The organism is Rhizobium sp. AAP43 (assembly GCF_001296045.1).
Taxonomy (GTDB): Bacteria; Pseudomonadota; Alphaproteobacteria; order Rhizobiales; family Rhizobiaceae; genus Allorhizobium.
Genome location: NZ_LJHS01000016.1, coordinates 118,601 through 137,430, shown reverse-complemented (window position 1 = coordinate 137,430; position 18,830 = coordinate 118,601). Strand labels below are relative to the sequence as shown.

Genomic DNA, 18,830 nt, shown 5'->3' with positions numbered 1-18,830 from the left:
CATCTCGATCGGCGGGTGTTTCTGTTTGTGGGAAGACCAGGATTAAGCGGTCGCCGTCGGCAGGCGCATTTCGGTGGGCAAATCCTGAGGCGAAAACAGCGCATTGTGCAGCTGATTGAGAGCAATCGCAACGGCGCCCATCAATGTGGCACGGGATCCGAGAGTGCTGGCTTCCACAGAGATCGTCCTCTTCGTGCAGGCTGGCAGAGCCTGCTGGATAAGCCGCTCCACTAGGGGATGACGGCCCACATTGCCCCCTAGGATGATCTTTTGCGGATCAAGCATGGCGTCGACCGAAACGACAAGGAGTGCAGCCAGTCGGGCTGTCTCCTTAATTGTGGCAAGCGCACCGGCTTCGCCACCTTCGGCTTTCTCGAGCACATCGCGCGCCGTCAATCCACCGTCGCCCGATCCGTAGCGATTGACGATCCCCCGGGCGCCAATCGCGCATTCAAGCGCTCCCCGCTCCAGGCTTTCGGCTGCGTAAGGGTCAGAACCGAAAGGAAGATAGGAAATTTCACCTGCCGCGCCCTTTGCGCCCCGCATGAGCTTTCCGTTCACCAGGGTGCCGAGACCAATGCCCGTCCCAAGAGAAATAAACGCAACGCAGTCGAGGCCGATGCCGTTACCCTTCCAGCTTTCGCCGATAACGGCCGCATTGACGTCATTCTCAATGATCACGTCGCAGCCGAGCACATCCTGCAGCGTGCGCCGCATATCCATGCTGGCGACGTCGGACATATTGGGGGCGAGCGACAGCATCCCGGTTTCCGGATCCACCACGCCTGGCGTTGCGACGGCGGCCAGCAACACTTTGCTGCGCGGAATCTTTGCCTTCGTCAGGCTCTGTTCGATCAGGTTGTTGACGTGGTCGAGCAGTTTCTTCCCTGTGTGCCCTTCTACTGGCGCCTCGATCTCCTCTGATATGCCGCCTGCAATGTCGACGATGGCCGCGCGGATGGTCGTGGCCCCGAGGTCTATGCCGATCACGCATCCGGCGTCCGGCGCAACTTCATAGGAAACAGCACTGCGCCCGACTTTGCCCGACACAACACCTTTAACTCGGACCCAGCCGGATTCCTCCAGGGTACGGATCACCTCGGACATGGTCTGTTTCGAAAGACCGGTTTTCTTGGCAAGATCGGCGCGTGAGGTTGGACCTTCGTGCAGCAGGATTTCCATTGCGGCACGCACGGAGATTTGGCGTAGCATCGGTGGTGTACTGGTCCAGATGTTCATCCGCTTGCGCCTCCCTCAATTCTGCCCGCGTCAAGCTGCGGGCGAAAATCATCGCATGCACCATGATCGAATGCAAATAGTTCGTTCTAGTGACGAATTATTTCATGTTTGGTTGTCTGACTGAAGTTCGAAAATTCGAAGTTGTCTAGCGCCTCGTGGTCAGTGGCAGCAGCAATGCACAGCAGATCGCTTAATCAAGGTGGGATGGCTTGCAAAGGCCAGATTCCATCAACAAGCTTCAGCCTATCATATCGCATGGTTCGGTCACGCCTACATAGAACCAAATGGCCTAGTTCTTGCTTTTGAAGTTTCATGAAAATCTCACAGCTTCTTCTTCCCATAGATACCGTATGGCCTCGTGTTTTCGACGCTGTCGATCGCGGCGGCGCGCCATTGAACATCCAGATCCGCCGCATGATCGTCAGGGCGACAGAAACGGGGATGCTGGCGGCCGAAACCCGTCTGCCCTCTTCACGCCAACTTGCATCCATGTTGGGCGTGGGGCGCAACACGGTGACGGCTGCCTATCAGCAGCTGATCGATGAGGGCTTCCTGATCTCACGTCATCGTAGCGGTATTTTCGTGTCTCCCGGCATCAGGCCGGCGCAGATCAGAACGAGCCCGAAGCGAACAGCGGACTGGTCGGCGAAATTCGTTGTTAGACCATCACGCCTGAACCATATCACCAAGCCAAGGGACTGGCGTTCCTATCCCTATCCCTTTCTGTCGGGCCAGTATGACCCGGGCCTATTTCCGACCAATAACTGGCGGGAAGCCGTCCGTGCGACCTCAAGTGTCCAGGAAATACAGGGCTGGGCAGCCGACATGATTGATGACGATGATCCCGATTTGATCGAGCAATTGCGGGTGCAGGTGCTGCCGCGACGCGGGATCTTTGTCCAGCCTGACGAGATCATCATCACGTTGGGCTCGCAACAGGCGCTTGCGATGATCGTGCAGCTATTCATCGATCGCGAGACCCCAGTCGGTCTGGAAAACCCCGGTTATCCGGATCTGCGAAACATGGTAAGTCTTTCCACACAGAACACCCGCTTCCTGTCCAGTGACGAAGATGGCGTGGTCCCAGACCAGATTTTCTCCGGCTGCCGTATTGTCTTCGTGACGGCTGGCCATCAATGCCCAACCACGACCGTGATGTCGGCGGAGCGGCGCAAGCTCTTAGTCAAGGCGGCAAGTCGTAGCGATCTTCTGCTGGTAGAGGACGATTACGATGCTGATCTGTCGGTGGAGACTGACCGGGACATACCTTCGTTGAAGAGCATGGATACGGCGGGACGTGTCCTCTATGTCGGCAGTTTCTCCAAGGTTCTGGCTCCCGGATTGCGCATTGGATATGTGGTCGCGCCGAAACCGGTGATCGACGAATTGCGGGTGTTGCGACGTCTGATGCTGCGTCATCCACCCACCAACAACCAGCGGTCACTGGCCACATTCATTGCACTCGGTCACTACCGACAGCATCTTGCTCAAGCAGGTTCCGTGATCGCCGAGCGGGCGCGTCTGATCGCCAAACAGCTGCCTGAGGTTATGCCTTCCTGTAAATTCCTGCGCGGCGAAGGTGCCACGAGTTTCTGGATAGAAGGACCTCCACAGCTTGATGTGCGGTTTGTGGCGACTGTTGCGAAGGCGCAAGGCATTCTGATCGAGGCCGGAGATATCTTCTATTCCGATGCCGCGGATGGCAAAAACCACTTTCGGATCGGGTTCAGTTCGATCGCCTCAAACCGCATCGCTGGTGGGCTCGCGAAGCTCGGCGCGATCGTGGAGGAGCAATGTAGATGAGCGCTGGCTCATGGCTTGGGGCAGGAGCCAGACAGGAGTTTTGGGGGTGCCAGGGAGCCGGACGAGGGCAAGGGCAGCGGTTCGCATGCTAGAGCTTGCAGACCCAAACGCTTCGCAAAGACCTATCGGTGTTTGCGAGCAAGCCCCGTTATCCCAGGGAGACGTTCCAGCCATGAACATGATCCAGCAGCCCAACGACATCCGCGACATCATCGAGGCAGACCGTGCTCATGTCTGGCACCACCTCCTCCAGCACAAGCCTCTGGAGACCAATGATCCGCGCATCTTCGTTGAAGGCCGCGGCATGCGGCTTTGGGACGCGAACGGACGTGAATTCCTCGATGGCCTATCAGGCGGCGTGTGGACCGTTAATGTCGGCTTTGGCCGGGTCAGCATCGCAAATGCCGTGCGGGACCAACTGGTCAAGCTTAACTACTTCGCAAATTCGGCCGGCTCAATTGCCGGGGCAGAGTTCGCCCAGAAGCTGATTTCCAAAATGCCCGGACTGACCCGCGTCTATTATTCGAACTCTGGCTCGGAAGCGAATGAGAAGGTGTTCAAGATGGTGCGCCAGATCGCCCATCGCCACCATGGTGGACGCAAGTACAAGATTCTCTACCGCGAACGCGATTACCACGGCACCACGATCGGAACGCTGGCCGCTGCCGGCCAGCCGCAGCGGCGCGAGCAGTATGGTCCGATGCCCCCGGGCTTCGTCGAAGTGCCGCATTGCCTGGAATATCGCAGCCAGTACGGCGCAATCGAAAACTACGGTGAGCGGGCTGCCGAAGCGATCGAGGAGGTCATTCTGCGCGAGGGACCGGATACGATCGGCCTTCTGTGCCTGGAACCGGTCACCGCCGGTGGTGGCGTGATCGTCCCTCCCGCAGGCTACTGGCAGAAGGTCGGTGAGATCTGCCGGAAATACGACATCCTGCTCCATATTGACGAAGTGGTCTGCGGCGTCGGGCGAACCGGCCTGTGGTTCGGCTACCAGAATTTCGGCATTGAGCCGGATTTCGTCACCATGGCCAAGGGCGTGGCATCGGGTTACGCGGCGATTTCCTGCACGGTCACCACCGAAAAGATATTCGACATGTTCAAGGACGACCCTGAAGATCCGATGGCGCATTTCCGCGATATCTCAACGTTCGGCGGCTGCGTGGCAGGGCCCGCTGCCGCGCTTGAGAACATGCGGATCATCGAGGACGAGGGTCTTCTCGACAACACGCTGAAGATGGGATCAAGGCTGATTGCCAATCTTGAAGCGCTGTCGGAGCGTCACGCTGTCATCGGCCATGTTCGCGGTGCTGGCCTCTTCTGCGGCGCAGAGCTGGTGGCGGATCGGCAGACCAAGGAGCCGGCACCGGAGAGGCAGGTTCAGGCGGTCATCGCAAACTGCGCCGCTCAGGGCGTGCTGATCGGCGCGACCAACCGCTCGCTGCCCGGCCTCAACAACACGCTGTGCCTTGCGCCCGCCCTCATCGCAACCGAACAGGATATCGATCAGATCACCGACGCCATCGATACCGCCCTGACGACCGTCTTCGGCTGACGGTCACTGCTAGTCAGAGGGGATTTTGGGAGAGACTGCATAAGTCTCTCCTTCTCATCCTCGATGGATCTGGAACGGCGCCCAGGACTGGCTGACCGGCATCACTTCCAGGCTGTTGATGTTGACGTGGGAGGGCAGCGACGCGACCCAAGCGACCGTCTCGGCAATGTCTTCGGGCTGCAGCGGATTGGCGCCGGCATAGAGGCGATCATAGGCCTCGCGGTCACCGCCAGTGCGCACCAATGTGAATTCGCTCTCCGACAGACCGGGTTCGATAGAGGTCACGCGCACCCCCTTGGCGGACAGATCGCTGCGAAGCCCCAGCGAAAACTGTCTGACAAAGGCCTTGGTGCCTGCGTATACATTGCCCCCCGGATAGGGCCAGCTGGATGCGATGGAGGCCAGATTGACGATCAGCCCGCGCCGTTCGATCAGTTGGTTGAGAAGCAGGCGCGTGATGGTCACGAGCCCCGTCACATTTGTGTCGATCATTGTTTTCCACTGGTCGAGATCGCACTCCTGGGAGGGGCCGGTCCCTAGCGCCAGTCCGGCATTGTTCACGAGAACGCCGATCTTGGAAAAGGGGTCTGCAAGAGTGGCCATGGCCGCCGCTGTCGCTTTCTCGTCCCGAATATCGAAGCAGAGGGAGGTGACGTACTGTTCACCGCCGAGTTCTTCAACCAAGGCGTCCAATCGATCCTGACGTCGACCTGTCACCACCACACGGTTGCCCTCACGTGCAAACCGTTGAGCGATGGCTTTCCCGAAGCCGGATGTGGCCCCTGTCACAAGAACGGTTTTGGACATGGTTGGCGTCTCCTTACTGGATGTCATGGTCAGGCGGTTGCGATGGCATAAATTGTTTGGAGCAGACCGGCTACAGCGATGAGGACAAGGCCGATTCCAGCCACGCGGTCCCAAACATGCTGCGGTAGCCGGTGCGAGAGAACATAGCCCGCAGCAAAACCTGCCACGGTCAACGGACAATAGATTGCCAGCAATCCAAGAAGTTCGGCATCGATATCACCCATGGAGGCGCGGGCCGCCAGCGTGAACATATCGACCACGCCGAAGAAGATCGCGAGCGTTCCGCGTACGCAATCCCGCTTGACGCCACCCGCCAGAAGCCAGGCGGCGATGAGCGGGCCACCGACCGCAAATGCCGAGAGAAGAAGGCCCGTAACAAATCCGATGCCGATGCCAAGCGCCTTGTGCGCCAGCCAGGAAGGCGGATGGGCAATCAATGCGACACACGCAGCAACGACAATCGTTGCGGACACCAGAATGCGTGCAATCTCTCCTTCCAGGTAGGGAACGAGAAGGCTTCCACACAATGCCCCGATCAAGCCGCTCGTCATCAACATGCGCGTCACACGCCAGTCGATTGGACTGCGTCCCCGGTCGACCACGGTAAATGCAGTCAACATAAGATCGTTGATGAGGATAAACGGCACCATACCGGTCGGTGAAAACATCCCTGCCAGGCCAAGGGCTGCCACCAGTGCATAGCCGAAGCCGGTGACACCCCGGAAAACACCTGCGCCGATTGTAACTGCGCCGATGATCAGAGCGTCCATACGAATCTCCTAATGCCGCCGAACAGCCGAGTGTCGGGCTATGTTAAGCAGTCATACGGGCAGGTCCTGCGACCCGGCAGATCCAGCTGTGTGCAAGCATGGAGCCAGGCATTTCTCATGAAATTTTGTAGATTATGATTTGCTTATAAGGAGCTTAAATTCAACTTTCCTGGCACTTCTGTATGATTTTAGTGCTGACGTAGGTCGACAGCCTGTAAAAAATCCGCCCAAAAAATAGACAATTTGCGGTAATTTTGTACGCATCTCAGGCTTATATTTGAACAAGTAAACACAAAAAATCGAAACATGTGATAATATACGTCGACATGTTTCGTGTTGCTGTTGATGCATTGTTGTCAGGCGATCTCTTCGTGCTAGCTTAGCCCCTCAATAACAGCAGGCAAAGCTGCACGAGGACTGCATGAATTCTGGCGATTTCCAACCTGTTTCCGGTTTCGACCTACCCCGTTTTGCGGGCATCGCCACCTTCATGCGTCTGCCATATGTCACGTTCGAAGACCCCCGCATTTCCGAAGTTGAGATCGGATTGATTGGCGTTCCCTGGGATGGAGGGACGACGAACAGGCCCGGACCGCGTCATGCACCCCGCCAGCTTCGTGACTACTCCACCATGATCCGCAGTCGAAACGGGGTAACGAGATCCAAGCCTTTCGAGCTGGCGCGCTGCGCCGATCTCGGCGATGTCGGTCCAAATCCCGCCGATGTCCAGGATTCGATGGATCGCATCACCGCCTTTTATTCCAAGGTGGTCGATGCCGGCATCCTCCCCTTGAGCGCTGGCGGCGACCATTTGTGCACGCTGCCGATCCTGCGGGCACTGGCGAAGGATCGCCCTCTCGGCATGGTGCATTTCGACAGCCATACGGACCTCTTCCACTCCTATTTCGGTGGCTTCAAATATACTCATGGCACCCCCTTCCGCCGTGCGGTGGAGGAAGGCCTGCTCGATCCCAAGCGTGTCTGCATGGTCGGCATCCGAGGCCCTGCCTATGATTTCGAGGACCGCGATTTCGCCGATGCCGTTGGCATCCGGGTTATCCCGATCGAAGAGTTTCACGCCCGCGGCGTCGAGGACGTCATGGCCGAGGCCCGCGAGATCGCAGGCTCTGGCGAAACCTATGTCAGCTACGACATCGACTTCATCGACCCGGCCTTTGCGCCTGGCACCGGTACGCCGGAGATCGGCGGCCCGAACAGTTTCCAGGCGCTGGAAGTCGTGCGGGGTCTGAAAGGTCTCAACATCATCGGCGCCGATCTGGTCGAGGTCTCGCCCCCGTTCGATACGAGTGGTGCGACGGCCTTCCTCGGCGTCACCATCATGTTTGAACTTTTGTGCGTGCTTGCCGAATGCAAGGCACGCAAGCAAGCAGCCTGAGACATTCAAAAGAACAAGGACCGGATAACCGGCTGATCGATCGCCATGGGAACCTGACAAAACTGGGAGCATACCAATGACTTTGTTTTCTGCGCCACTGACACGCCGTACCCTCCTGAAAACCTCCGCAGCCGGTGCCGGTCTTCTGGCCGCGCCTGCGCTCATTTCCTCCAGTGCGCTCGCCTCCTCCGGCGAGCTGAACTTCACCGGCTGGGCCGGTTATCCCGGCATGGCGGAAAAAGTCTTCCCCGCCTTCGAGAAGGCGACCGGCATCAAGGTCAGCTTCACCGAACAACCTGACCAGGACACGATGTTCGCCCAAGCCAAGATCTCGCTTGAGACGGGCACGTCTGACGTTGTCGAGCCGACGCTCGACCGTGTCTCCGCCTGGAACGCCAATGGCCTGCTGCAGGGCTGGGATACCAGCAAGCTCGCACTCGACAACTACGCTCCGGGTCTGGCCGACGGCTCTGCTGATGAGCTTGCAACAATCGATGGCCAGAAGCTGATCGTGCCCTCCGTCTGGGGTACGGAAGCACTCGTCTACAACACCACCGACTTCCCGACTGAATATGGCAAGGCAAGCCTCGCCGACCTGTTCAACCCGGACAACCAGATCACGGTCCGCGGCCATTCGGCGCTGGCCGCCATGGGCCGCTGGCTCGATGCTGAAGGCAAGCTGCCCAAGCCGTGGATCGATGGCTACAAGGACGAAGCCACCATGGTCGAGCTCTGGGACATTGTCCTGGCTGAAGCGATCAAGGCCAAGGGCAACATCGTCCAGTTCTGGGGTGGTGAGAATGATGCCCAGGCGGCCTTCCGCACCAATGGTGCCGTACTCGGCCTCTGCTGGGATTCTACTGGCTTCAATCTCAAGAAGGAAGGCGGCTACAGCTACGTTGCTCCAAAGGAAGGCGCGTTTGCCTGGAACCAGGGCCTTGTGCTTTTGAAGAACGCAAAGAACGTCGAGCAGGCGCATGAATTCGCCAAATGGGCGTCGACCGCTGAAGGCTCCGCCCTTTGGGCCACCGCCTTCTCCGCCAATCCCGTCGGCAAGGGCGGTATCGACCTCATGGATCCGGCCGTTTCCGAATTCTACAAGGCCAGCTTCCCCGGCGACGCCGTGAGCAAGCTTTACTGGTGGCCGAGCCAGGCCGCCTGGTTCCTCGCCAAGCGCGGCGAGTATGCCGACAAGTACAAGGCTGCTTGAGCGTTTTGAAAGATCATGCCGGCCGCCTTGGCGGCCGGCATAGGAGCCAGATGAGGCCCGCGCCGGGCCAAGGGGAATGAACCAGACGCAATGAGTGCCAGTGTCGAACTTCAAGATGTATGTGCCGATTTCGGCCCGTTCCGCGCCGTCGACAACGTGTCGCTGTCGATCAGGGCCGGTGAATTCTTCTCCTTTCTCGGTCCGTCCGGATGCGGCAAGACAACCATTCTACGCATGGTCTCGGGTTTCATCTCGCCGACTTCAGGCACGATCCGCATCGCCGGCAAGGACATGCAGGGGCAGCGCCCCAACCAGCGCCCGACGGCGCTGATCTTCCAGAACCTCGCTCTCTTCCCGCTGATGCCGATCTGGGAAAACATCGCCTTTGGCTTGGAAGCGAGAGGCGTCGACAAGAAGGCGCGGCGGCAGAAGGCCGAGGAACTTCTGGCACTGGTCGATCTGCCGAATGCAGCCGACAAGTCTGTGAGCCAACTTTCCGGCGGCCAGAAGCAGCGCGTGGCGATAGCCCGCGCGCTTGCCGTCGAACCATCCGTCATGCTGCTCGACGAGCCGCTGTCGGCGCTCGATCTGAAGCTGCGCCAGCATATGCGGGCTGAATTGCGTGCGATCCAGAAGCGCACCAATGTCACCTTCATCTACATCACCCATGACCAGGGCGAGGCGCTTGCCATGTCCGACCGGGTCGCGGTCATGTCGCATGGCAAGCTGCAGCAGGTCGCAGCTCCCCGCGAAATCTACAACAATCCTGCAAATGGCTTCGTCGCGACCTTCGTCGGCGAAACCAACTGTTTTACCGGTACGCTCTCTGCCCGCTCCGGTGCCGTCGGCGATTTCCAGACCGAGAACGGTGTTTTCCGCGGCAAGCTGGGTGTCGACATCGATAACGGCGCCAAGCTCTATGTCCGACCGGAGCATATGCGCCTGGATGCAAGCGCCACGGATGGCAACACGATTGCGGTAGAGGTCACGGATATTGCCTTTGAAGGCAATTTCATCTCGATCAAGACCGAGGATGCCTCTGGCCGGACAATCGTCTCCGAAATCCGCAATGACGGATCAGCCGCCATACCGGATCCCGGCGCCCGGCTGTTTGCCAATTTCGAGATGGACCACGCCTTCATTCTCGCCGATGAGACCACCACGAGCGCGGCGGAACCGGCATGAAGGATCTTGTCGAACGCTACGGTGCTGGCCTGACGCTCATCATGTGCCTGCTGGTCGCCTTCTGGCTCCTGCTGCTCGTCATCGTGCCAAACCTCTATCTGTTCGAAAATTCCTTCAGACCCTATCTGCCGGTGCAGGAGATGGGCGGCCCGAAGGATGTCTATACACTCAAGAACTACCTGACCTTCTTTCAGAGCCCGATCCACATCTCGGTCTTTATCTGGACGGTCCTCTATTCCTCGATCGTGACCGCGATCTGTTTCGCTATTGCCTATCCGCTCGCCTACTACCTGTCGAAAAAGGCATCGCCCAAGAGCCTGCCGACCATCTTCCTGCTGCTCACCATTCCGCTCTGGGTCAGCGAAATCATGCGCTCCTTCGCATGGTTCATCCTCCTGTCGCTGAAGGGACCGCTCAACTACATTCTGCTCGATATCGGTCTCATCGAACGCCCGATCCGTTGGATGACAGGTTTCCGCAGCGTGATGATCGGCCTCGTCTACACCTATGTCCTGTTCATGCTGTTCCCGGTCTACAATGCGATCCAGTCGCTCGATACGAGCCAGATCGAGGCGGCGGACGATCTGGGTGCATCCTGGTGGCGCATCCACTGGCGTGTGATCCTGCCCCATGCCAAACCGGGCATCGCTTCTGGATCCGTGATGGTCTTCATGCTCTCGGCCGGGTCTATCCTCGTGCCGACGCTGCTTGCTTCGACCAATTCGCGCTGGTTCACGGAAATCATCCAGCAATGGATGTTCGAATCGCTGGACTGGAATACGGGCGCGGCCTACGCATTCCTGCTTCTGATCCTGTGCACGCTCTTCGTCACCGCCGTGATGCGGATCTTCCGCGTCAAACTGTCCGACATTGCGAAGTGAGGCCGGCATGACCCAGAAATCCGACTGGCTGTTTCGCGTCTATCTCGTAATCTTCCTTGCCTATCTCTTGCTGCCACTGGTGGTCATGGGCGGCGCCGCCTTTAACGACACGCGGTTTCCCTCCGTGTTTCCCTGGCAGGGATTTACCCTGCAGTGGTTTGTCGAATTGTGGAACGATGCTCGCCTGCTGAACGCCTTCAAGAACACCTTGCTGGTTGCGCTCGCTGTCGTCGCGATCTCTGTCCCGATCGGCACCGCCGCCGCCATCCTCGTCAACAATCTCGGCGGCACGCTCCGATCCACGCTCTATGGAATGATGGTCGCGCCCGTGCTCACGCCCGGCGCCGTCATCGGCATATCGACGCTGCTGTTCTGGAATTCGCTCGGCGTGGCCCCCGGCCTGCATCTCGCGGTCCTCGGCCAGGCCTCCTATATCTCGGCCTTCGTGATGTTGTTGGTCCTTGCGCGCCTTCAGAGTTTCGACCGCTCGCTGGAGGAAGCAGCCCTTGATCTCGGTGCAAGCCATATGATGGTTCTGCGCCGCATTCTTCTGCCGCATCTCTACCCGGCACTGGGTGCTGGCGCCGTTATCGCTTTCTTCCAGTCGATCGAGAACTTCAACGTAACGCTCTTCACACGCGGCCCTTACGATACCTTGACCGTCTACGTTTTCTCGAAGGTCCGAAGCGGCATTACGCCAACGATCAACGCGCTCTGCGTCATCCTGATCGCCGCGACCCTGCTCGGCGTCCTGATTATCGAGATCCGCCGTCGCAGCGTGGGCCGCCCTCAGGTTTGATCTCCAATCGACCTCCGGCACAGGTAAGAACGGCGCCTGATCTCCGGCTGGCTTGCTGAGCTGGCCCGGAGATGCCACTTCCGCAGGCGGCGGATTGGCGACTGTCCCTTAATGGGGGGATCGGACTGCACTACCCGCGTTTGCCCGGTTTTTCTCCAGGCTTTCATCGTCTGAGACGGCATGCGCCTATGCATGGAAATTTCCTTGCATTCGTAGTGTAATGATATTACAGAACGCAGAAATTGATTGATGCGCAGGCGAGGGGCTTGACCAGCAGAGCTTTGGCACCCTATTCAGAAGGGGACGGTTCCCTCATCGGATGACTTCGAGGGGATTAATAGGGAACACGGTGAGGACGACCCATACAGGGACCAAGACCGTGGCTGCCCCCGCAACTGTAAGCGGATTGCCGTTCATCCTGGTGGCGTGAGAGCGCCAAGCCACTGCGAAGTTTCGCGGGAAGGTTGATGATCTGCACATATCCGTGAGCCAGGAGACCTGCCGTCAAGAGAAATGTAACTGCAGCGGACGGGGTGTTCCGATGGATCTGAATGGAAAATTGCGCTGGTCGCCAGCGCATGAAAAATTTGCCATTTCGCCTCCCGGTCAGTCCTTGGGGGGAAAGTCGTGGCCAGTCTCACATATCACCAGCTAATCCATTGCCCGGGATGCTGTGGCATCGGCATGGCTGACATGGTTCGCGCGCGGATGCCTTGGACCCCGCTGCCCCCTGACGCCAAGCAGGGGCGTCTCTAATGAGCTGTGACACGCAAGGAGTTGGTATCCAGGTCTCAGATCTCGGCTGGGGGCCGGATGCCGCACGCTTTCTCATCCGTGACGTCAGCTTCGCTCTGAAAGCCGGCGATCGATTGGCTATTATCGGTCCGAATGGAGCAGGCAAGACCACCCTGCTTCGCTGCCTCTACCGTAACCTTATGCCCCGAGAAGGTCAGGTTCATATTGAAGGCGAAGACATCTGGCAGATGCAGGCCCGGCGCGTTGCCCAGAAAGTTGGCGTTGTTCTGCAGGAAATGCCGGCCGACTTTCCATTCAACGTCCGCGATGTCGTGATGATGGGCCGAATTCCGTGGCGCACCGGGCTATCCGGCTGGACGGCCGAGGATCGCGACCAGGTTGATCACGCGCTCGAACACTTGAGGCTGGCGGATATGGGCAAGCGGCAGTTCTCGACATTGTCGGGTGGTGAGAAGCAGCGGGTGCTCGTCGCCCGCGCGCTGGCGCAGCAGCCGCAGATCATAATCCTCGATGAGCCGACAAATCATCTCGACATCCGACACCAGCTCGAGATTCTCGACCTCCTGGGACGGCTGAAGCTGACCATCATCACCACCTTGCACGACATCAATCTGGCAACCGATTTTGCCACCCATGTGGGCTTGATGAATGCCGGGTCCCTGACGGCTTTCGGCGATCCTAAATCGGTTCTGACCGAAAAACTTCTATCTCGTACCTTCGGTGTGACGGCCAATCACAGAGCCGATGATCACGGCCGATTGTCCGGCTTCACATTTTCCCTTGCCGCTTCCTGATTTTGAAAGGGTCTCTCATGCCTGCCGCCTTGTTCTCCCGATTGGTCTTCGGTGCTGTCGCCACGTTCCTCGCAACCAGCGCACTGGCGGCTCCGGTGACGGTGAAGAGCTGCAATCGAGAAGTCACCTTCGACGCGCCGCCAAAGCGTGCCGTTTCAAACGACGTCAATCTGACCGAGATGATGCTCGCCTTGAAGCTACAGGATCACATGGTCGGCTATACGGGTGTCTCGGGATGGAAGACGCTGGATGAGACCTTGCGTGAAGGCGTGAAGGAACTTCCGGAGCTTTCGCCGAAGTACCCGACCAAGGAAGTGCTGCTCGACGTGGACGCTGACCTTTACTTTGCTGGATGGAACTACGGCATGAAGGTTGGCGGCGAGGTCACCCCCGAAACGCTCGAACTGTTCGGCATCAAGGTCTACGAATTGACCGAATCCTGCATCCACATCATGGCAAAGAACAAGCCGACGATGGAGGACATGTTCACCGACATCATCAATCTTGGCCGGATTTTCGCGGTCGAAGATAGAGCAGAGGCGCTGGTTGCCGGTTATCGCGCGGGCCTTGATCAGATCACCACCCGCATCGGTGCGATCGAAAAGCCGACGCGCGTCTTCGTCTATGATTCCGGCACGGAGAAGCCCTTCACGTCAGGTCGTTTCGGTATCCCGACAGCCATGATCGAAGCCGCCGGCGGGGTGAACATCATGGATGATGTCGAAAAAAGCTGGACGGAAGTCTCCTGGGAACCGGTCATCGAGCGCAATCCGGAAGTCGTGGTGATCGTCAATTACGGCGATGTGACCGCCGAGCAGAAGATTGCTTTCATGAAGGAGAACCCTGCCTTCAAGTCCATGGACGCCGTGAAGCAAGACCGCTTTGTCATACTCGAATATGTTGAAGCCACGCCCGGTCCGCGCAACATTGACGCCATCGGCCGACTTGCCGATGCCTTCCATCCGCGCAACATGTAAACCGCTCTGCCGGGGCCGCTGTCGCGGCCCTCTCTGCGTGCGAACGGAATTTCCATGCCCCATACCAAGATTATCGGCTGGACAGGGATTGCCTGCCTGGTCATCATTCTCTGCATCACGGCAGGCGTTTCCTTTGGCTCGTCGCCCATCCCAGCGAAAACCGTGTGGCAGATCGTCGGCAATCAGTTCGTGCCTGACTGGTTTGAGCCGACCTGGTCGCCGGGGCGCGAGAGCATTGTGTGGGATGTTCGTTTTCCCCGAGTTGTTCTTGCCGCTCTGGTCGGCGCCGGACTTGCCGTTGTGGGGGCGGTTCTTCAAGCGGTCACCCGCAATCCGCTGGCCGATCCGCACCTGCTGGGCGTGTCTTCCGGCGGCGCGCTTGGCGCAATTATCGCATTGCTCCATTCCGGCCTGATCTTCGGGCTGGTCACAGTGCCGCTTTTCGCTTTTGCCGGTGCCTTGCTTGCAACGTTCGCCGTTATGGGGGTGTCCCGCTATGCCGGTGCCGCAGCAGACCGGCTAGTCCTGTCCGGCGTGGCGATCGCCTTTGTCGCGACGGCACTCGGCAATCTGGCGATCTTCCTTGCGGATCCGCGTGCCGCTCATACGGTCATATTCTGGATGCTCGGTGGGCTTGGCCTCGCCCAATGGTCGCATTTGCTCTATCCGGCGATCGCTCTTTTCGGTTCGCTTGCCTTCCTGATCGTCCGGTCCCGTGAGATCAATGCGCTTGCGATGGGTGATGAGACGGCTGCGACCTTCGGCATTTCGGTGGTGCGCTTCCGCGCCACCCTCTTCGTGGTGACTGCCTTGTTGACCGGGGTCATGGTCGCTTTTTCCGGAGCGATCGGATTTGTCGGCCTGTTGGTGCCACACTTCGTGCGCCTCGTTTTTGGCAGCGACAATGTCCGGGTCATCCCGATCTCTGCCGTCTTCGGCGCGGTCATCCTGGTGTTGGCCGATATTGTCGCACGAACCATTATGGCGCCAGAGGACATGCCGATTGGCGTCGTGACGGGACTTGTCGGTGGGGTAACCTTCATCCTCCTTTTGCGCCGGCGATAGCGCGCCCAGCCCTATTGCCCAAGTTTCGTTTTCCCATAAACTGAAATCAAACGAAGTAGGGGAGGCGAAACATGTTGTTGTCTGCACGCCAGGCCGAGATCATTGCCTTGGCTAAGGAACATGGTCGAGTGCTTGTCGAGGAACTCGCGGCACGCTTTGCTGTGACGCCGCAAACCATCCGCAAGGACCTCAACGATCTCTGCGATGCCCGGGCCTTGAACCGTATTCATGGCGGTGCGGTCTTCCCCAGCAGCAACGAGAATGTGAAATACGAGGCCCGCCGCTCGATGGCGGCCCAGGAAAAGCAGGCGATCGGCCGGGCGGCCGCCGCAATGATCCCGGACAATGCCTCGCTCTTCATCAACATCGGCACCACAACGGAAGCAGTCGGTGAAGCTCTTGTTGACCACCGTGAATTAATGGTGATTACAAATAACATCAATGTTGCCAATCGCTTGAGAGTTTACCCCTCGATTGAGGTCGTCATCGCCGGTGGGGTTGTGCGCGGAGCTGATGGCGGCATCGTCGGCGAAGCGGCGGTCGATTTCATCCGGCAATTCAAGGTGGACTACGCCGTGATCGGGGTTTCGGCGATCGATGAGGACGGCGCACTTCTCGATTTCGACTTCCGTGAAGTGAAGGTGGCCCAGGCGATCATCGCCAATGCCCGACACGTAATTCTAGTCTCCGATGCGTCGAAATTCGAAAGAACCGCACCGGTGCGGATCGGCCATATCTCGCAGGTTCAGACCTTTATCACCGATCACTGCCCTTCCGCCGCTTTGCGGGCGATCTGCGCAGAACAGGAAGTAAGCCTCGTCGAAACGGACGCGCTGCCGGTGAATCGAACCGAAAATTAAGTTTCGTTTGACACTCGTTTGATTTTCAAATTAGATATATGAGCTTTCGCAATTGCAATATATGCTGCATTGCGAAATAATTGGAGGTCCCATGTCTGAGCATCCCATCTACGATCTTTTCGTCATCGGCGGCGGGATCAATGGGTGTGGCATTGCCCGGGATGCTGCGGGGCGGGGGTATAGCGTCGCGCTCGCGGAAATGAATGATTTCGCCTCCGGTACGTCATCGGGCGCCACCAAGCTTATTCACGGCGGTCTTCGCTACCTTGAGCATTACGAGTTTCGTCTCGTTCGCGAGGCGCTGATGGAGCGCGAGGTTCTCTGGCAGATGGCCCCGCACGTCATCTGGCCGCTGCGTTTCGTCTTGCCGTTCCAGAAGGGTGGCATCCGACCGGCCTGGCTGATCCGCCTCGGGCTTTTCCTTTACGACCATCTGGGTGGCCGCAAACTCTTGCCGGCGACGAAGACCCTGGATCTTCGGCGCGACGTTGCCGGGCGGCCGCTCAAGCCGATTTTCTCCAAGGCCTTCGAATACTCCGATGGTTGGGTCGATGATGCGCGTATGGTCGTCTTGAATGCCCGGGACGCCGAAATCCGGGGCGCCAGGATTTTGAGCCGAGCACGGGTGACGTCGGCTCGCCGCGAAGATGGTCATTGGCTGATCACGACAAAATCCCAGCGCGATGGATCCGTAGAGACGCATCGGGCTCGGATGTTGGTCAACGCGGCTGGACCCTGGGTCGATCAGGTTCTTGCTGGCGCCTTCGGCCGCAACAACGTGCACAATGTTCGCCTCGTGCAGGGCAGCCATATCGTCGTCCGGAAGAAGTTTTCAGATCCGCGGGCCTATTTCTTCCAGAATCCGGATAACCGCATCATCTTTGCCATCCCCTATGAGGGCGATTTTACCCTGATCGGCACGACCGATCAGGATTATACTGGCGATCCCAAGGATGTTCGTATCAGCGCGCAGGAAGTCGATTACCTCTGCAATGCCGCGAGCGAATATTTTCAGGAGCCGGTTCGAAGCGAAGACATTGTCTGGAGCTATTCGGGCGTGCGCCCGCTTTATGATGATGGCGCATCCAAGGCCCAGGAAGCGACGCGTGATTACGTCTTGAAGGTCGAGGGGCAAGACGGCGAGCCGCCACTCCTGAACGTGTTCGGCGGCAAGCTCACGACCTACCGGCGTTTGGCCGAGCATGCTGTCGAGAAGATCGCTGACGCAATCGGAGAAAAGGGAAAATCCTGGACGGCGGGAAGCCGTTTGCCCGGGGGTGATTTCGATGCGACAGCTGCCGCATCTGTGGTTGTAGATCTCATCAAGGCCTACCCTTTCATTCAGCGTCACCATGCCGAGCGGCTTGTCCGCTGCTATGGGACAGACGCAAAGCAGATTCTTGGTGCGGCCCAAAGGATCGAGGATCTTGGCCGTTATTTTGGTGGTACGCTCTACGAGGCTGAGGTTCGCTGGCTGGTTGAGCGGGAGTGGGCGGTCAGCGCGGAAGACGTGCTGTGGCGCCGGACAAAGCAAGGATTATTCCTGACGCCGGAGGAGGCGAAGGGACTGGACATCTATCTGAGGATGGGTGCCGCCGCATAGTGCAGACGTGAATGACCGACGGTTTGGAGGAGGCCCGAGGAAAAATGCTTGAACTGCGAAATATCTCGAAAATGGTCGCGGGGGGATATCACATCCATCCGACCGATCTGACGTTGAAGCGGGGAACGCTCAACGTCCTGCTCGGCCCGACCTTGTCGGGAAAGACGTCATTGATGCGGCTTATGGCGGGGCTCGACAAGCCGACGTCCGGCAGCATTGTTGTGGATGGCGCGGACGTTACGGCTGTTCCCGTCCAGAAGCGCAACGTCGCGATGGTCTATCAGCAGTTCATCAATTATCCGGCGCTGACGGTTTACGAAAACATCGCCTCGCCGATGCGCGTTGCCGGCAAGGACGCGGCCACTATTGACCGCGAAGTCCGCAAGGCAGCCGACCTGCTGCGCCTGACACCTTATCTCGACCGTACGCCGCTCAGCCTCTCTGGAGGACAGCAGCAACGCACGGCGCTCGCCCGCGCCATCGTCAAGAAGGCCAATCTCGTCCTGCTCGACGAGCCGCTCGCCAATCTCGACTACAAGCTGCGCGAGGAATTGCGCGAAGAACTACCGAAGATCTTCGCCGAATCCGGCGCGATCTTCGTCTACGCAACGACCGAACCCTCCGAAGCCCTGCTTCTTGGCGGCAATACCGCAACCTTGAGCGAAGGCCGCATCACGCAGTTCGGCAGCACCATCTCGGTCTACCGCAAGCCGGCGGATCTCGCTTCCGCCCGCATCTTCGCCGATCCGCCGCTCAACACGCTTGAGGTCGTGAAGAGCGGCACCCAGTTTCAGCGTGACGGACAGACCGTGCTTGCGGTCCCCGCCCATCTGGCCGCCATCTCGGACGGCCCCGTCACCGTTGCCTTCCACCCGCACCATCTCTCCTTGTCGGCTCCGTCAGGATCGGTTGCTCTGAGAGCACGAACCCTCGTCTCGGAAATCGCCGGCTCGGAAAGTTTCATCCATGTCGAATATGGCAATGCTCGCTGGGTTAGCCTGGAGCATGGCATCCACGACATCGAGCCCGACCGGGAAATCGACGTCTATGTCGACATCCGACACTTGATGGCCTTCGGTGCCGAGGGTCGCGCTCTCGGCGTCTCGCCCGAACTGGCAGCGTGAGGGAGG

At 58.7% G+C, this 18,830-nt stretch carries 16 protein-coding genes, 1 pseudogene and 1 riboswitch; of the genes and pseudogenes, 14 read left to right on the top strand and 3 right to left on the bottom strand.

The genetic code is table 11. The features are described 5' to 3' along the window. Positions 1-42: 42 nt before the first annotated feature. Complete coding sequence (locus IP76_RS11235) at positions 43-1,239, bottom strand: ROK family transcriptional regulator (RefSeq protein WP_054158304.1); 1,197 nt, start codon at positions 1,237-1,239, stop codon at positions 43-45. 312 nt (positions 1,240-1,551) lie between these two features. On the opposite strand from IP76_RS11235, the pseudogene IP76_RS23605 reads away from it, so the two are divergent. The 3 genes and pseudogenes from IP76_RS23605 to IP76_RS11225 all read left to right on the top strand — a co-directional run. Then, positions 1,552-1,812 (top strand): annotated as a pseudogene (locus IP76_RS23605) (GntR family transcriptional regulator); the annotation flags it as partial. A gap of 252 nt (positions 1,813-2,064) precedes the next feature. Then, positions 2,065-3,042, top strand: coding sequence for a PLP-dependent aminotransferase family protein (locus tag IP76_RS11230; RefSeq protein WP_245281444.1), 978 nt, complete (start codon positions 2,065-2,067; stop codon positions 3,040-3,042). Between the two features lie 172 nt (positions 3,043-3,214). Continuing rightward, positions 3,215-4,597: an aspartate aminotransferase family protein gene (locus IP76_RS11225; protein ID WP_054158302.1), complete on the top strand. Its 1,383-nt coding sequence runs from the start codon at positions 3,215-3,217 to the stop codon at positions 4,595-4,597. Positions 4,598-4,651: 54 nt separating this feature from the next. On the opposite strand, the gene IP76_RS11220 is transcribed toward IP76_RS11225, so the two are convergent. Further along, positions 4,652-5,404 carry an SDR family NAD(P)-dependent oxidoreductase gene (locus IP76_RS11220; RefSeq protein WP_054158301.1) on the bottom strand — a complete coding sequence of 251 codons (753 nt, stop codon included), beginning with the start codon at positions 5,402-5,404 and terminating at the stop codon, positions 4,652-4,654. Between the two features lie 29 nt (positions 5,405-5,433). After that, a complete protein-coding gene (locus IP76_RS11215; RefSeq protein WP_054158300.1) occupies positions 5,434-6,174 on the bottom strand; it encodes a sulfite exporter TauE/SafE family protein in 741 nt (246 codons plus the stop codon). A 421-nt stretch (positions 6,175-6,595) separates the two neighbouring features. Between IP76_RS11215 and IP76_RS11210 the strand changes: the two genes are divergently transcribed. The 11 genes from IP76_RS11210 to IP76_RS11160 all read left to right on the top strand — a co-directional run bounded on the left by IP76_RS11210 (position 6,596) and on the right by IP76_RS11160 (position 18,824). After that, positions 6,596-7,570: an agmatinase gene (locus IP76_RS11210; RefSeq protein ID WP_054158299.1), complete on the top strand. Its 975-nt coding sequence runs from the start codon at positions 6,596-6,598 to the stop codon at positions 7,568-7,570. 76 nt (positions 7,571-7,646) lie between these two features. Continuing rightward, a complete protein-coding gene (locus IP76_RS11205) occupies positions 7,647-8,780 on the top strand; it encodes an extracellular solute-binding protein (RefSeq protein ID WP_054158298.1) in 1,134 nt (377 codons plus the stop codon). Positions 8,781-8,870: 90 nt separating this feature from the next. Further along, positions 8,871-9,965: an ABC transporter ATP-binding protein gene (locus IP76_RS11200; RefSeq protein WP_054158297.1), complete on the top strand. Its 1,095-nt coding sequence runs from the start codon at positions 8,871-8,873 to the stop codon at positions 9,963-9,965. Next, positions 9,962-10,846, top strand: coding sequence for an ABC transporter permease (locus IP76_RS11195; RefSeq protein WP_054158296.1), 885 nt, complete (start codon positions 9,962-9,964; stop codon positions 10,844-10,846). Before IP76_RS11200 ends, IP76_RS11195 begins: the two co-directional genes overlap by 4 nt. A gap of 7 nt (positions 10,847-10,853) precedes the next feature. After that, positions 10,854-11,645 (top strand): ABC transporter permease, encoded by a 792-nt coding sequence (locus IP76_RS11190; RefSeq protein WP_054158295.1) that lies wholly within the window; start codon positions 10,854-10,856, stop codon positions 11,643-11,645. Between the two features lie 287 nt (positions 11,646-11,932). Beyond that, a riboswitch (cobalamin riboswitch) is annotated at positions 11,933-12,166 on the top strand. A 234-nt stretch (positions 12,167-12,400) separates the two neighbouring features. Further along, positions 12,401-13,195 carry an ABC transporter ATP-binding protein gene (locus tag IP76_RS11185; protein WP_054158294.1) on the top strand — a complete coding sequence of 265 codons (795 nt, stop codon included), beginning with the start codon at positions 12,401-12,403 and terminating at the stop codon, positions 13,193-13,195. Between the two features lie 17 nt (positions 13,196-13,212). Beyond that, entirely contained in the window at positions 13,213-14,172 is a 960-nt protein-coding gene (locus IP76_RS11180; RefSeq protein WP_054158293.1) for an ABC transporter substrate-binding protein, read from the top strand. 54 nt (positions 14,173-14,226) lie between these two features. Further along, complete coding sequence (locus IP76_RS11175; RefSeq protein ID WP_054158292.1) at positions 14,227-15,237, top strand: iron ABC transporter permease; 1,011 nt, start codon at positions 14,227-14,229, stop codon at positions 15,235-15,237. A gap of 71 nt (positions 15,238-15,308) precedes the next feature. Further along, positions 15,309-16,097, top strand: a complete 789-nt coding sequence (locus IP76_RS11170) for a DeoR/GlpR family DNA-binding transcription regulator (RefSeq protein ID WP_054158291.1) — start codon at positions 15,309-15,311, stop codon at positions 16,095-16,097. 91 nt (positions 16,098-16,188) lie between these two features. Next, positions 16,189-17,700 (top strand): glycerol-3-phosphate dehydrogenase, encoded by a 1,512-nt coding sequence (glpD, locus tag IP76_RS11165; protein WP_054158290.1) that lies wholly within the window; start codon positions 16,189-16,191, stop codon positions 17,698-17,700. 44 nt (positions 17,701-17,744) lie between these two features. Next, positions 17,745-18,824, top strand: a complete 1,080-nt coding sequence (locus tag IP76_RS11160; RefSeq protein ID WP_054158289.1) for an ABC transporter ATP-binding protein — start codon at positions 17,745-17,747, stop codon at positions 18,822-18,824. Positions 18,825-18,830 lie beyond the last annotated feature (6 nt).